Origin of the sequence: Metabacillus sp. YM-086, from assembly GCF_048059995.1 — a bacterium.
Classification (GTDB): domain Bacteria; phylum Bacillota; class Bacilli; order Bacillales; family Bacillaceae; genus Metabacillus; species Metabacillus litoralis_B.
The window spans coordinates 1-12,747 of the sequence record NZ_JBLUOI010000108.1 but is presented as its reverse complement, the minus strand read 5'-3'; the positions used below and the strand labels follow the sequence as shown (position 1 = coordinate 12,747).

19 protein-coding genes are annotated in these 12,747 nt (G+C 34.8%); 4 read left to right on the top strand and 15 right to left on the bottom strand.

Annotation, left to right across the window (positions count from 1 at the left end; all coding sequences use genetic code 11):
- Nucleotides 1-165: 165 nt before the first annotated feature.
- Nucleotides 166-1,170, bottom strand: a complete 1,005-nt coding sequence (locus tag ACEWK1_RS25435) for a magnesium transporter CorA family protein (RefSeq protein ID WP_212135857.1) — start codon at nt 1,168-1,170, stop codon at nt 166-168.
- A gap of 151 nt (nt 1,171-1,321) precedes the next feature.
- Nucleotides 1,322-1,687 (bottom strand): hypothetical protein, encoded by a 366-nt coding sequence (locus ACEWK1_RS25430; protein WP_121663571.1) that lies wholly within the window; start codon nt 1,685-1,687, stop codon nt 1,322-1,324.
- A 185-nt stretch (nt 1,688-1,872) separates the two neighbouring features.
- On the opposite strand from ACEWK1_RS25430, the gene ACEWK1_RS25425 reads away from it, so the two are divergent.
- Nucleotides 1,873-2,106: a hypothetical protein gene (locus ACEWK1_RS25425; protein WP_121663572.1), complete on the top strand. Its 234-nt coding sequence runs from the start codon at nt 1,873-1,875 to the stop codon at nt 2,104-2,106.
- Between the two features lie 92 nt (nt 2,107-2,198).
- Here the strand turns inward: ACEWK1_RS25425 and ACEWK1_RS25420 are convergent, their stop codons facing one another.
- The 4 genes from ACEWK1_RS25420 to ACEWK1_RS25405 form a co-directional block, all read right to left on the bottom strand.
- Nucleotides 2,199-2,750, bottom strand: a complete 552-nt coding sequence (locus ACEWK1_RS25420; RefSeq protein ID WP_180320397.1) for a GNAT family N-acetyltransferase — start codon at nt 2,748-2,750, stop codon at nt 2,199-2,201.
- A gap of 55 nt (nt 2,751-2,805) precedes the next feature.
- The gene (locus ACEWK1_RS25415; RefSeq protein WP_212135855.1) at nt 2,806-2,952 is read right to left on the bottom strand and encodes a hypothetical protein; all 147 of its coding nucleotides are present in this window, start codon (nt 2,950-2,952) and stop codon (nt 2,806-2,808) included.
- A 159-nt stretch (nt 2,953-3,111) separates the two neighbouring features.
- On the bottom strand, nt 3,112-3,465 hold the full coding sequence (locus ACEWK1_RS25410; RefSeq protein WP_212135854.1) for a hypothetical protein: 354 nt from the start codon (nt 3,463-3,465) through the stop codon (nt 3,112-3,114).
- A 42-nt stretch (nt 3,466-3,507) separates the two neighbouring features.
- The gene (locus tag ACEWK1_RS25405; protein ID WP_212135853.1) at nt 3,508-4,053 is read right to left on the bottom strand and encodes a cupin domain-containing protein; all 546 of its coding nucleotides are present in this window, start codon (nt 4,051-4,053) and stop codon (nt 3,508-3,510) included.
- 142 nt (nt 4,054-4,195) lie between these two features.
- Here ACEWK1_RS25405 and ACEWK1_RS25400 point away from each other — a divergent pair, with 142 nt between their 5' ends.
- Nucleotides 4,196-4,816: a LysE family translocator gene (locus ACEWK1_RS25400; RefSeq protein ID WP_212135852.1), complete on the top strand. Its 621-nt coding sequence runs from the start codon at nt 4,196-4,198 to the stop codon at nt 4,814-4,816.
- 99 nt (nt 4,817-4,915) lie between these two features.
- Here ACEWK1_RS25400 and ACEWK1_RS25395 read toward each other — a convergent pair whose 3' ends face one another.
- From ACEWK1_RS25395 to ACEWK1_RS25365, 7 genes are all read right to left on the bottom strand, one after another.
- On the bottom strand, nt 4,916-5,563 hold the full coding sequence (locus ACEWK1_RS25395; RefSeq protein WP_212135850.1) for an elongation factor G-binding protein: 648 nt from the start codon (nt 5,561-5,563) through the stop codon (nt 4,916-4,918).
- 33 nt (nt 5,564-5,596) lie between these two features.
- Nucleotides 5,597-6,196, bottom strand: a complete 600-nt coding sequence (locus ACEWK1_RS25390) for a short chain dehydrogenase (RefSeq protein ID WP_212135849.1) — start codon at nt 6,194-6,196, stop codon at nt 5,597-5,599.
- 42 nt (nt 6,197-6,238) lie between these two features.
- Entirely contained in the window at nt 6,239-6,532 is a 294-nt protein-coding gene (locus ACEWK1_RS25385; protein WP_212135848.1) for a glutaredoxin family protein, read from the bottom strand.
- A gap of 12 nt (nt 6,533-6,544) precedes the next feature.
- Entirely contained in the window at nt 6,545-7,867 is a 1,323-nt protein-coding gene (locus tag ACEWK1_RS25380) for an MFS transporter (RefSeq protein ID WP_212135847.1), read from the bottom strand.
- A gap of 155 nt (nt 7,868-8,022) precedes the next feature.
- Nucleotides 8,023-8,748: an alpha/beta hydrolase gene (locus ACEWK1_RS25375; RefSeq protein WP_332327996.1), complete on the bottom strand. Its 726-nt coding sequence runs from the start codon at nt 8,746-8,748 to the stop codon at nt 8,023-8,025.
- Complete coding sequence (locus ACEWK1_RS25370; protein ID WP_332327995.1) at nt 8,748-9,005, bottom strand: hypothetical protein; 258 nt, start codon at nt 9,003-9,005, stop codon at nt 8,748-8,750. The genes ACEWK1_RS25375 and ACEWK1_RS25370 overlap by 1 nt, the downstream gene beginning before the upstream one ends.
- Before the next feature lie 248 nt (nt 9,006-9,253).
- The gene (locus ACEWK1_RS25365) at nt 9,254-9,979 is read right to left on the bottom strand and encodes a YwmB family TATA-box binding protein (protein WP_212135846.1); all 726 of its coding nucleotides are present in this window, start codon (nt 9,977-9,979) and stop codon (nt 9,254-9,256) included.
- A 146-nt stretch (nt 9,980-10,125) separates the two neighbouring features.
- On the opposite strand from ACEWK1_RS25365, the gene ACEWK1_RS25360 reads away from it, so the two are divergent.
- A complete protein-coding gene (locus tag ACEWK1_RS25360; protein WP_121663582.1) occupies nt 10,126-10,335 on the top strand; it encodes a hypothetical protein in 210 nt (69 codons plus the stop codon).
- A 45-nt stretch (nt 10,336-10,380) separates the two neighbouring features.
- Nucleotides 10,381-10,608: a hypothetical protein gene (locus ACEWK1_RS25355; RefSeq protein WP_121663583.1), complete on the top strand. Its 228-nt coding sequence runs from the start codon at nt 10,381-10,383 to the stop codon at nt 10,606-10,608.
- A gap of 37 nt (nt 10,609-10,645) precedes the next feature.
- Here the strand turns inward: ACEWK1_RS25355 and gnd are convergent, their stop codons facing one another.
- Together gnd and zwf are read right to left on the bottom strand one after the other, a co-directional pair.
- Entirely contained in the window at nt 10,646-11,539 is an 894-nt protein-coding gene (gene gnd, locus ACEWK1_RS25350; protein WP_212135845.1) for a phosphogluconate dehydrogenase (NAD(+)-dependent, decarboxylating), read from the bottom strand.
- A 12-nt stretch (nt 11,540-11,551) separates the two neighbouring features.
- Nucleotides 11,552-12,747: glucose-6-phosphate dehydrogenase (gene zwf / locus ACEWK1_RS25345; RefSeq protein WP_416636777.1), on the bottom strand; the 1,196-nt coding region annotated here is incomplete at its 5' end.

The window sequence follows — 12,747 nt, the reverse complement described above, 5'->3', positions numbered from 1 at the left end:
GCACAATTGGCTGAGTTAGGAGTAGAAATGCCAAGTATGCCTGAAATGCCTGATACATCAGAAACGTCTGAAGATACTACCCTATAAAATAGAAATTTGTAAGGTACTTATTAGAGAAATATACCTAATAAGTACCTTTCTAATAAATTTCAGTGCTATTCTTAGTCATTTATTTCGTTTATCAGATGATGATCGTTTCCCCCACCATCCCTTACTTCTAAAAAATAAAGCGATACTAATGCCAAGACCAAACATCACAATAAGTGCTAATCCATAGCCAAAATCCCATGTTAATTCAGGCATATGTTCAAAATTCATTCCATATAAACCAGCAATAAATGTCATAGGAATAAAAATAACACTAACTAATGTTAGAGTTTTCATAATAGAATTCATATGATCGGATTTAAGAGACATTTGCAAATCAAAGATACCTGTTAACGTTTCAATAAACGTATCAAATGCACTGACAACTCGTTCAAAATTTTTGCCTAGAGTCTTTAAGTATATCGCTGAATCTTCATTAATATATTTGGAATCTGATTCTCCAATATCGTTTATAACAGACTCCTGAGCTTCAACAATTTGTCTTAAGTTATGAATTCTCCCTTTCCAATTATACACTTCATGACCTATTTCATTAGCAAACGGATATTTGAAAACAGATTTTTCAAGCGCCTGAATTTCATCAGCAATAGCATCAACTGCTTGTAGGTAATACTCACTAACATGGTCTAATATATGATACAGGGTGTGCCCTGGACTGCTCATGTGATGAGGATGGTCTTGAAAATCCTCTAGTATAGTAGAAAAAAATTGCAAGTCATTTTCTTCTTCATGGGTTATCACATAATTATCCCCTAATAAAATACTAATTCTTACGTTAGAATAATCTTCTTTGATGATAAATGTTGAAATATATGTATGATAGCTATATACATCCATTCGTGGCGAATCACTGAAAGAAGCAATAGCTTCCGCTGCAAGGGTATGTATATTTAGTGATTCAATGATCTTTTTTAACTCACCTTTAGTAGAAGGGGTAATATGAACCCAAAGTGTATCTTCGTTTTTCTCAGGGATAAAGAATTCATTTACTATTTCACTTGTTTGATTTTTATTGCAATAATATAATAAATCGGGTTCATCCTTACTCCTAGTTGTTTTCATGAGTGTAAATCCTTTCTCAAAAAAGTTTAACCGATTTTAACTCAACGACCTTTCTTTCCTAGTATGAAGGAATATTTTGTTTTTTATTATGAAAGAACAAGATTTCATAACAAGTAGAAGTAGACAACACCATTTTTTATCATGTTCCTTCTTAGCTAAGAACCTCTCTCCAGAATTGATAATTCCTTAATGAAACATCCAAACTTAAACGATGTAATCTTTTTAAAGCAGTTAATGTTTTAACTACCTCTCTTAATATGTTTTCAGTTGTATTTTCTTCGTTATTGTTTATTCGATATTTGGAAAACAAAACCAACTGCTTTTTTCCCACTCTTTCAATTTTTCTCATTCTAGTATGAGTTGTTAAAAATAAGATAAACTCCTCGATCGTTTCTAATTCTCGGTTTTTATGACTTGTTTCTAACGGTTTCATTAATTGTATGTACTGATTATAAAGCGATTGATAGCGCGAAGATTTTATTGTGATCGTGTGTAGATCATTGATTAGTGTATTCATTTGTTCCTCCGTTCTATTATGCCTCTTCTGAATATCACGTAACTATTAAGTAGTCGTCACCAACACTTCCTACCAAAATTTACTATATACGCCAAACCTTAAATTAACCTTAAGTTTTTGACAGAAACTTGTATAATTTTAAATTTTCACCAAATCATATAACTACTAAGCAAAGGAGGATGGTTATGAATACAAAACGACTAATGTCATTACTGACGATTTTTCTTTCATTAGGATTTTTGTTTGGCTGTAACACAGCAGATGAACAAGACCCTGCACCACCTGAGGTAGAAACACCTGGAATGGATACAGAAGAGCCTGATTTAGATGAGGAGCCAACAGAAGAAGGTAATGAAGCTCCTGGAATGGATGAAGAAGAACCTGACTTAGATGAGGAGCCTTCTGAGGAAAATCATTAATCATGATAAAAGCATGTAGGGACAGTACCAGTTCTCTACATGCTTTTTCATTGGACCTTATATTTTTCAGCTGAAGTTTGGTTATTTCTCCACTAAATTAAATGGCTCTCCCACTCATTCCTTAGAATTCCCATAACTAAAATGTCGTACCTTTTTCCGTCTCTATAAACGGCCGATCTTTTTCTTCCTTCTAATTGAAACCCTACTCGTTCATATGCTTTTAAACCGCCGATATTATATTCAATCACCTCAAGACCGACTCGATCTAAATTTAATTCATGAAATGCATAGCGAAGAATCAATTGTAGTGCCTCCGTTCCATATCCTTGCCCTCTATTAGTTGAGTCCCCGATGCCTATCGCTAAAAGTCCGGTTCTGTTATTCCATTCAATTGAGTGAATACAAATCAACCCTATTAATCTACTATCTTGAATCGTTTTTAAAGTGAAGAATATTTCATTGTGGCTCGATTTTCCTTCCTCTGCTAACTGCTCCTTATTTTTAGGAAGTGCAATTTCAGTATCAACATTGCGAAGATACTCAGCATCCTCCCCCCACTTTTCCATTGTTTCAAAGTCTTCTTCTAATGGCAGAGCCAGCTTCAGTTTTTCTCCACGAAACAGGTTTAATTTCATTGTATTCATTCTATTAATCTCCTTTTTTATATAGGTACTTACTTACAGGGGCTGTTTGAATCAGTTAATCTCCGATTGTTGGTGCTTTATCTTCGATTTTAGGCAGTTTATCTTCGATTTCAGGCATCTTATCTTCGATTCTCAGTATTTTATCTTCGATTTTAGGCACTTTATCTTCGATTTTCAGTATTTTATCTTCGATTTTAGGCATTTTATCTTCGATTCTCAGTATTTTATCTTCGATTCTCAGTATTTTATCTTCGATTCTCAGTATTTTATCTTCGATTTTAGGTACTTTATCTTCGATTCTACAAAACTCTACAATTTTCTCAACTCTACCAAGTAGTAGATCTGCTCATAGAATTTAGAATTAGTAGTCTTTCAAAAATTCGAGCATACTTTGCTTATCCTTTGCCGTAAATAATGGAGTTGAATAATCCAACTTGCCACTTCTATAATCGTAAACAAAGAAGCAAGGAAATTCTGTAAGATCATACAATGGAATTCCTTCTTCAAGAGCAATGTCTCTTGAGAATGCTTGAGATTCTCCGACATTATTGAACTGCCATAAATCATCTTCATATTCGTAATGATTGTTTAACGTGTCATGATCTTCATCATCAAACTCTCTGTAAACAGTGACTAACGTTAAATCTCCCTTAGCATCACTTTTTGGTGTTGATGTAGCTTCTTCTATACCAAATAACTTTTTAAATAATCCCATGTTTTTCCTCCTCTATGTTCACTGTTCTTTTTTATATAATAATTAAAAAGCCGGAGGTGTCACTGAAAATAGAATAACAGCTTTTTCCGTAAAATTATTTTCCCATTTATGCTTCATATATGCTGGGATTTTGACGCTATCACCAGTTTCTAATCTATATTCTTCACGATCTAAAAACACTTTTATTTTCCCCTCAATCACAATAGCCACCTCTTCTCCTTTATGCTCTAAAAGCTTTTCTGACGAAGAGGTGTTTGGAGGAACTGTCATAATAGCTGTTGCCAATGTGCCTGTAAAATCAGGAGAAATTAACTCATACGATAGGTTTTCAACAACCATTTTCTTACGCAGATGGGATCTTACAACTAAATCCTCTGTTTTTGTTTCTTCAAGTAAAAAGCTAAATGTCGGAACATCAAGAGCCTTTGCTAATACCTTTAATGTCTGAATGGATGGATTAGCTAATCCTCTTTCAATCTGACTTAACATGGATGGTGTTATTTCAGCTATATTTGCTAATTCTCTGCTGCTAAACCCTTTTGCTTTTCTAAACTTCTCAACTTTCTTTCCAATATCGATATTTTCCATCATCTTCTCCCTTATTAAAATGATTAAATAAAATTTAATTTTATTAAACTATAATGAATATATTGTGTTAAACTAAATTTAATAATTGTTAAATTCTACTTTATCTTACTAAATTTTACAAGTCGAGTTAGGAGTGGAGAAAATGAGCGATTTCTTTACATTTTTGATTCTTTCTTTATTTGTTGTAACAAGTCCAGGTATCGACACGGCCCTTATTACAAAAAGAACGATTTCAGACGGTAGAAAAGATGGATTTAACATGGCTTTAGGAATTACAAGTGGATCTTTCGTTCACACATTTGCAGCTGCCTTTGGTCTTTCAGCTATTTTGCTGCAGTCTGCTGTTGCCTTTGAAATTGTAAAATATGTGGGTGCCTTTTACCTGATATATCTCGGGATTTCTGCTTTTATTTCAAGAAAGAAAAAAGATCCTGCTGCTGAAAATCAACAAGATGCAGAAATGAAAAAGTCAGCTTTTAAACAAGGCCTCATATCAAATGTACTCAACCCAAAGGTTGCTATGTTTTTCTTAACGTTTTTACCACAATTTATTCAAACAGGTGAAAATGCCACACAGCAACTAATTATCATGGGTGTTAGTTATACACTGCTATCCATTTCTTGGTTTTTCATTTATGTATTTTTCATCAACTATTTACGTGAATGGCTGTTGTCTCCGACAGTACAAGGAATCATGGATAAGGCTACAGGTTTAGTTTTAATCGGATTTGGTTTAAAGCTTGCGTTAGATAAAAATCACTAAAAGGGCCTTAAAAATACGTAAGACCCTAAAACAAGGTTTCAGATTATCTATTTTCCCCTCAGGTATGTCACTAACTATCTGTTTCTCTTTAGATGATTTTTAAGAATATACGAGGATCATAGAGGGTGTTTTCTCATCAGTGTGTGGTGTGATTATTCTGTGAAGTTGATCTAAAGAGGTCATATTTTGATTACATTTCATGATATCTTGGCACATATAATGACTTTGCTTAGGTAACGTATCATTTTCAATTGTAAAAACACCTATTTCTTCATAACGATTGCAAACTTCACAAATTCCTTTATTGGCCCTTGTAAATATTCCTATTAAACCTACTAACTCATTATTCATTGAAGCGATGATAAATTGCTTGTTTACACCAGGATCCTGCCACTTAAAATAACTAATGTCTCTCAAATCTATATTTTCTATTGAAGGAAGCTTGATTTCGTTATCAAAAAACGTGCTAAATAATTGCTCAGAAATCTTTCCAAATGGAATAACATAAATCTTCAATCTAAGCAAATAAACCAATGCCTCCTTTTTATCATTAAGATAAAAAATTGGATCAAATAAAGCTTTCTTATTTTGATCTAAGTTAGGAAATAAACGATAAATTCTTTCCCTCATCATTTGCTTAATACTATCTAAAACATCCATGCTGCAACCAGATTCATGAACACTAACTAACCCTTTTACATCTGACTTAATAACATTATATTGGTAGCTTTTTATAAAAGGCTTCATTTGATCCTCCACCCCTTGTTTTGATTAGGACAATTAGTAAACCCGATACGTCTTTCCGGTTTGTGCTCCTTCTACACTTTTTACATAGGCTTTTGCGACTTTACTTCCTGGAACAGGATCAAATCCCTGAAAATATGGGCCATACTTATCCATTGACTCCACTAACACATTGGGACTAACATTATTGATTCTAATTCCCCTTGGTAATTCGATTGCAGCTGACTCTACGAAACTTTTTATAGCTCCCCCAACCATTGCTGCCGAAGTACCTCCAATAATAGGATCTTCCATGATAATTCCAGTGGTTAACGTAAAGCTACCACCATCCTTAATAAGATGCTGTCCTATTAGAACGAGGTTCACTTGACCTTTTAATTTACTATTAATGGATAAATCATTCGTCTGTGGTGTTAATTCTTTTAACGGACCAAAATAGGTTTCACCTGTTGCACTAATAACTGCGTCAACCTCCCCTACAGATAGGTACATGTCTCTTATACTATCTGGAGAAGTGATATCCACATAGATATCTGATTCTCTTCTTCCTGCTGACACTACTTCATGATGTTGTTCTAACTCTTGTCGGACTGCAAGACCAATTGTTCCATTGGCACCAATTAATACTATTTTCATAAGTTCCCTCCTAAATGATTCATTAATGATTAACCTGAATGCTTAAAACGTTTTTAGTTTTTCGTTTACATAGGTAGTAATCTCTTGTTTATTCATCTCAAATCCAATGATATTTTTAACCAACTTTTTAGATCCAAGAAATCCCTTCTTATAGAAAGCAAAAGACGGTACAATCCTTGTTCCCGATAATGTAATAAGCTCTTTTTCCAAACTAGAATTCTTACCTACGTCTTTATCGATATATGGTATTTCATTTTCTTGAAGATACTTTTTCGCATCTTGGCAATCAGAGCAGGTTGGTCTAGTATACAGCTCGAGAATGTAACGTTGCTTCAATATAAACACTCCTCACTTTTTAAAATTTATAAACAACAGCAGCGCTATGCTTGAAACAATCATCAACACAGCAAATACATAGGAGAAGCCGCTAGCAATTGAAGATAAGATAATCCCTGCAATTGTTGGTCCAACTGTTGAGCCTAATGATCTAAATAAGCTTAACAATCCAACTGCTGAACCTGCTTCTTGCATTGATGTGCCCTGTATAATAAGAATATTTAATGGTGCACCAATGATAATGCCAATTCCAAACCCTGCTATAGCAGCAGAAATAAGGAGTAAGAGATAATTAACAGGAAAGATAAAAGAAAGTGAGCCGATTAATGTAATCGAAAATCCTAAAAACAATACATTTTTAGCCCCCCATTTTGAAACCAAATACCCGCCTATCAGTGAAGCAATCATAGAAGCTACAGCAAGTGGAGCCACCCCATAGGATGATTGCGCCTTCGTTACCTCAAAGTTTGTTTCTATATATAATGGTAATAAATTCATTGTTGATGCCATGATGAAGCCAGACATTAGTGATAGTAGTAAAACAACTAACACATATTTTGATTTGAAATAATTTAGTTTAATGATAGGATCTTGTGAATGCTTTTCAGTTTTAATGAACAATGGGACGAGTAGTACTCCAATAATAAGCATTGTGATATTTTTTGATGTAATCCCCAGCATAATGGAAAGGATCATAGCTGTTAGTAAGATAATACCTAGATAATCAATTGGTTTTTTACTAATTGTTTGCGGTATTTTCATCGTACTCATTAATAAAATTACTAGAATAGAAATTGGAACATTAATTAAGAAAATCCATTGCCATGCAAAATGTTGAATAATGTATCCTCCAACAATAGGACCCATAATACTGCCAAAACCAAATACTACCCCAATCCATCCCATTGCTTTTGCACGCTCTTCTACTGGATAACTTACAGTAATGTAAGCAGCAGTGATTGGAAAGATACCCCCTGTACCTATCGCCTGAATACTCCTTCCTATTAAAAAGGTTAAAAAGTTAGGAGCAATGCCTGATAGTAAAGAACCTAATCCAAATAACAAAATACCAGACATGAAAACTTGCTTTCTACCGAATCGGTCAGAAAATTTACCCATTAGGGGTATACTAACAGCAAAGAGTAAAGTATAAATGGTGAAACTCCATACCCCCCATGAAGTATTAATACCAAATGTAGTAACAATTGAACTTAATGCGGGTCCGACAATTCCATGATCCAAAGCCCCCATAAAGATACCTGTAAGAAAAATACTTAACACAAGAGATTTTTGTTTACTTTGCGTTTGTAATTTGTTTTCTAATAATGCTTCCATAACTTCTAACCTCCAATATCTAACAAGGAAATAATTTCTATATTTATTTTATACCATACCCCCCTACTGTATGTAAAGAAACGTTTTAATATTTTTTTTCCAATTTCATTATTACAACTAAATGAAACCCTTAACCTTTAACTAAAAACGACTCTCTATTCAACTTCCAATTTACTCTCAATAAACTCATTAATTTGTTTACTCATTTCTTGAGATTTTGTCCAGTGCAAATAATGATGTCCATCTAAGGTGATAAGTTCACTTGTCTTTTGATTACGTAATTGGTCTTGATAAAATGTCACGTTTGATTTTCCTTCTTCATTAACCTTGTCTTCTTTCGTCGTGAACATCATAATAGGCATATTTGGTGGGAATACCATATGCTTTGTTTTCTTAATATTATTACTTAGCTCTTGTGCTTCTTCGATCACATTCGAATTGTAAGCCTTCCAAGCAGAAAGCTTCTTTGTCATCAATAAATTCTGTTCAGAATAAGTTTCTTCATCTGCGATAGGCAGAAAGTTATCTGAAATCACATTTACTGCAGCTCTTGCGATGCCCGTCGGAGCAACAAATTTCAGATATCCGGGCAAGCCTGGTGCAGATTCTTGAAAGTATTCTGTTGCCATTGGTAAAGTGCTATCAATACCAATAATGGCTTCCACCTCATCTGGATATTGATTAACGTAATACATGCTATAAATTCCCGAAACAGAGTGAGGCATGAAGATATAAGGTCCATCAATATTGCTTTTTTTAAGAGCTGTTCTCATTTCCTCTGTTATGTTCTCTACTGTTCGTTCCTTCTTTGTGAACTCACTCCAGCCATAACCAAAGGGCTCAATGACAACTACTTTATGATGTTTTGCTAATTCATTCATTAACGGTTCGAATCTAAGGCAGGGGCTGTCGTACCTAACCCACTTAAAAGAACAACAGTATGTTCACCTTTCCCCTTTGAATATACATGCATTTTCTTTCCATCTACCTCAACGAATTGCCCTAGTGGAGGGTACTTTTTTTGCTCAAATTTCGTCATAATTTGATGATATCCCATCCATAGTAGAAAGAATGATAGTAAGACGATCAAAACATTTCTAGTTCTTTTCCAAAATGTAGACTTTTTCTTCACCTTCATAGCTTCACATCTCCTAGTAATCTAATTCCACACGGTTTTTTTAAAAAACGAGTCATATATATATTTGAACAATTCAAAGAAAGTTCACCAAGTACTAACGAACGTTAGTACATTGATTATTATAATACTTCTTTTGTGAAAATCAACAAAAATATTCCAGTAACTAGAAAAACTACAATAATGTACAGACCTGTAAAAAGCCAAGCACCTTAGTCAGATACAATACTAAGTGCTTGGCCTTTTCACTATTAATATTCCGTAATAATAATCGGTGTTCCAATTGTCACATTTGTCCGTTCTTGGTCGGGACTATAGCGTAAGCCCATTTGCACATTAACTTCCTTGTTATTCTTAGCTGGAATGCTTTCTTCCCATTTTGATGTGTAACCAGAAATTGAATGAAACCCTTTTTCTTGAACACCCTCTATAAAATCTGCTCCATACCCATTCATTAGCTTTGTTGTCGTTTCTTTCAAATCGGGTTTCCCCTCAAGATATCCACTAATTGTATAATACTCTTTGTCTATTTTTACATTGATATTATCTACTATTGAATGAAGTCCCTTACTATCCAACGCGTTATCTTTAAATTGTATTGTTAAAAACATTTGATAACGATCATTACTTTCCGTTACATAAATTTGAATTTTATGAAGCTGACTACTTACCTGCTTATTTATTTTTGCCTCAACAGTGACATGATGGTTTTCTGGTTCATGTGTGATCCATTCGTTTATAAAAGGAAACTCATCTTTTGTATTTTCCACTATTTTTTTAACCTCTTCATCACTATTCGCAGTACCTAAGTCTGCTTTTAAGTATCCTTGCCATGAAGTGATGCTTATCTGATTCTTTTCTGCGATTTCGATCATTTCTTCTAATTTATATTCTCCATTACTTCCTTCTACAGAATGAATAGAATAAAAAATAATAGTAATAAGACAGCTTACTATTAGCCCAATTTGTTTGATCATTGCTCTCTCTCCCCTCAAGAAAAAGGATTGACTTTTTTTACTAGATATATACCTATTAAAATACTAATTGAGGAAAAATAAAAAAGGATGGAACTAAATATCATGATGGTCATAACATATAAAAAAGCTTAATAAGGGGATGTTGAGTGTCAATGCTGCTAAAAAACCTAATACCGATCTTTGTCATTCTTTTGCTTTCAGCTGGAGCATGGTTAATCCCATCTGAGCAACTTCACTCCGAAATTCCAGCATTAGAGGTCTTTGGTAAGATTGGCACCACAATATCAGTTGTAATGATTATGTCTTTTCTCCTCCTGTATGTAATCTACCGATTAATAAGAAAAAACTCGTGTTAAAAGAATGAAATGATAGATTACACTATGAAATTAGGGTGAAAATAAGTGTTTGTAACATTACTACTACCGACCGTCATTCCCTATGGCAACCCAGTCACATTTTTTAATCCAACAGCTAGCTATCATCGTAAAAGGGAATTTTTCAATTGGGTTCATATGGTTCAAATAAAATATAGTCCATATCAATCTGTACCTTTATTACAAACAGATACAATGATTGAAGGAGAATTAAGTCCCCAGACAAATTTTGTCCCAAATAATCCTTCACCTTAAATAGAAGGAGTTACCCCCGGTGGGTAACTCCTTCTATTCATTTCTTCTCTACCGCATGTCCACCAAATTCATTTCTTAACGCCGCAACAACCTTCCCAGTAAATGTGTCATTTTCCAATGACCGATAACGCATTAGTAACGAAAGAGCAATAACAGGGGTTGCTGTTTGAAGGTCTAGTGCTTCCTCTACTGTCCATTTTCCTTCTCCGGAAGAATGCATAATACCTTTAAGATCATCTAGTTTAGCGTCTTTTGCAAAAGCACTTTCCGTAAGCTCCATTAACCATGAACGAATCACAGATCCGTTACTCCAGACGCGAGCAACTTTTTCATAGTCATAATCAAACTGACTTTTTTCTAACACTTCAAATCCTTCACCAATTGCAGCCATCATGCCGTATTCAATCCCATTGTGAACCATTTTCAAGAAATGGCCACTACCGGATTTTCCTGTGTATAAATAGCCTTTTTCAACAGCCGTATCACGAAAAAGTGGTTCAACAATCTCCCATGCCTCAGGGTCTCCGCCAATCATGTAATTTGCGCCATGACGGGCACCCTCCATCCCACCGGATGTTCCAGCATCTAGATAACTTACTCCTATTTCCTTGAATTCCTCATAACGTCTCATCGATTCTTTATAATGTGAATTTCCTGCTTCAATCACAATATCTCCGTTTGAAAGGATCGGTTTTAAATCGCTAATGACCTTATCGACCACTTGATGCGGAACCATAATCCAGACAATTCTTGGAGTATGTAAAGATTGAACGAACTCCTCAAGAGTCGATGTACCTTGAGCACCATATGCCTGAATTTCTTCAACAGTTTGCTCATTAATATCATATGCCACAACTTCATGGTGATGGTCGATTAAGTTTTTACTAATGTTAAGGCCCATTTTTCCTAAACCAATCAATCCTACTTTCATGTCATTTCCTCCTTAATGGTCTAACTCTATGTCAGATATAGATTGTTCTTGTGTAGGTGGAGCTAGCTGATGTGGTAAGAATTTAGGGAATTCATCCTTTTCTGGTTTTGTTTGATCCAACCACCAGCCAAATCCATCTTCTTCAAGTAGCTCATATGATGCCTCAGGCCCATATGAACCAGAAGGGTACATGTGTAATGGAACAAGATTTTCTTCAAAGGCTTCCAAGATGGGCTGAACAAGCTTCCAAGAAAGTTCAACCTCCTTCCAATGAGCAAAATACGTAGAATCACCTTCTAATGCATCTAGAAGCAGAACTTCATAGGCTTCAGGCAAACTAATATGTTGTGGGGAAAAATCTACAGAGATCGGGACAATTTTTCCACCTTGTAAAGGACTTTTACTATTTAATTGTAGAGAAACTTCCGGATCTGGATTTATTCCGATCTCTAATATATTTGGACATGTTTCTACATTTTGTGTTTCATAAAGCTCTTTTAACGGATTTTTAAATTCAATAACGATCCTCGTAGACTTATTTTTCATCCTTTTACCTGTACGTATATAGAACGGAACGCCTTTCCAAACTGGATCATCTATCCATAAACGAGCTGCTACAAATGTGTCATTCGTAGATGTAGGATCTACACCCTGTTCATTTGTATATCCTGGCACTTGTTGCCCATTGATCTCACCAGGACCATATTGCCCTCTGATCACTTGTGTACTTACTTCTTCTTTTGGAATTGGACGGACGGCTTTGATTACTTTTCTCTTTTCTTCTCGGATATCTTTTGCCGTTAATCCAGATGGCAAATGCATGCCAACCATCATAAGAAGCTGCAGCATATGATTTTGAAACATATCACGAATAGCCCCAGCTTTATCGTAATAACCTGCTCGGCTTTCGACACCAACGGTTTCACTAGCCGTTATTTGGACATTCGCAATATGTTCATTATTCCAAAGTGATTGAAGAACTGGATTAGCAAATTCCAATGCTTCAAGATTTTGAACCATTGGCTTTCCTAAGTAATGATCAATTCGATAGATTTCCTCTTCATCAAATGCACTTGTTAACTTCTCATTTAATTGTTGCGCTGATGCAAGGTCGTGCCCGAACGGCTTTTCGATAATAAGCCGCTTCCATCCGTTTGTCTCTCCTAAACCTGATTCTTTTATCTTTAATGCGATCACATCAAAAAATT

Bases quoted from the DNA above. Each gene is read 5' to 3' on its own strand.
- ACEWK1_RS25365 (WP_212135846.1), bottom strand. From the start codon at position 9,979: ATGATCAAACAAATTGGGCTAATAGTAAGCTGTCTTATTACTATTATT.
- ACEWK1_RS25415 (WP_212135855.1), bottom strand. From the start codon at position 2,952: ATGCCTAAAATCGAAGATAAAATACTGAAAATCGAAGATAAAGTGCCT.
- ACEWK1_RS25375 (WP_332327996.1), bottom strand. From the start codon at position 8,748: ATGAATGAATTAGCAAAACATCATAAAGTAGTTGTCATTGAGCCCTTT.
- ACEWK1_RS25380 (WP_212135847.1), bottom strand. From the start codon at position 7,867: ATGGAAGCATTATTAGAAAACAAATTACAAACGCAAAGTAAACAAAAA.
- ACEWK1_RS25390 (WP_212135849.1), bottom strand. From the start codon at position 6,196: ATGAAAATAGTATTAATTGGTGCCAATGGAACAATTGGTCTTGCAGTC.
- ACEWK1_RS25435 (WP_212135857.1), bottom strand. From the start codon at position 1,170: ATGAAAACAACTAGGAGTAAGGATGAACCCGATTTATTATATTATTGC.
- ACEWK1_RS25395 (WP_212135850.1), bottom strand. From the start codon at position 5,563: ATGAAGCCTTTTATAAAAAGCTACCAATATAATGTTATTAAGTCAGAT.
- gnd (WP_212135845.1), bottom strand. From the start codon at position 11,539: ATGAAAGTAGGATTGATTGGTTTAGGAAAAATGGGCCTTAACATTAGT.
- ACEWK1_RS25410 (WP_212135854.1), bottom strand. From the start codon at position 3,465: ATGGGATTATTTAAAAAGTTATTTGGTATAGAAGAAGCTACATCAACA.
- ACEWK1_RS25370 (WP_332327995.1), bottom strand. From the start codon at position 9,005: ATGAAGGTGAAGAAAAAGTCTACATTTTGGAAAAGAACTAGAAATGTT.
- ACEWK1_RS25425 (WP_121663572.1), top strand. From the start codon at position 1,873: ATGAATACAAAACGACTAATGTCATTACTGACGATTTTTCTTTCATTA.
- ACEWK1_RS25420 (WP_180320397.1), bottom strand. From the start codon at position 2,750: ATGAATACAATGAAATTAAACCTGTTTCGTGGAGAAAAACTGAAGCTG.
- ACEWK1_RS25400 (WP_212135852.1), top strand. From the start codon at position 4,196: ATGAGCGATTTCTTTACATTTTTGATTCTTTCTTTATTTGTTGTAACA.
- ACEWK1_RS25405 (WP_212135853.1), bottom strand. From the start codon at position 4,053: ATGGAAAATATCGATATTGGAAAGAAAGTTGAGAAGTTTAGAAAAGCA.
- ACEWK1_RS25430 (WP_121663571.1), bottom strand. From the start codon at position 1,687: ATGAATACACTAATCAATGATCTACACACGATCACAATAAAATCTTCG.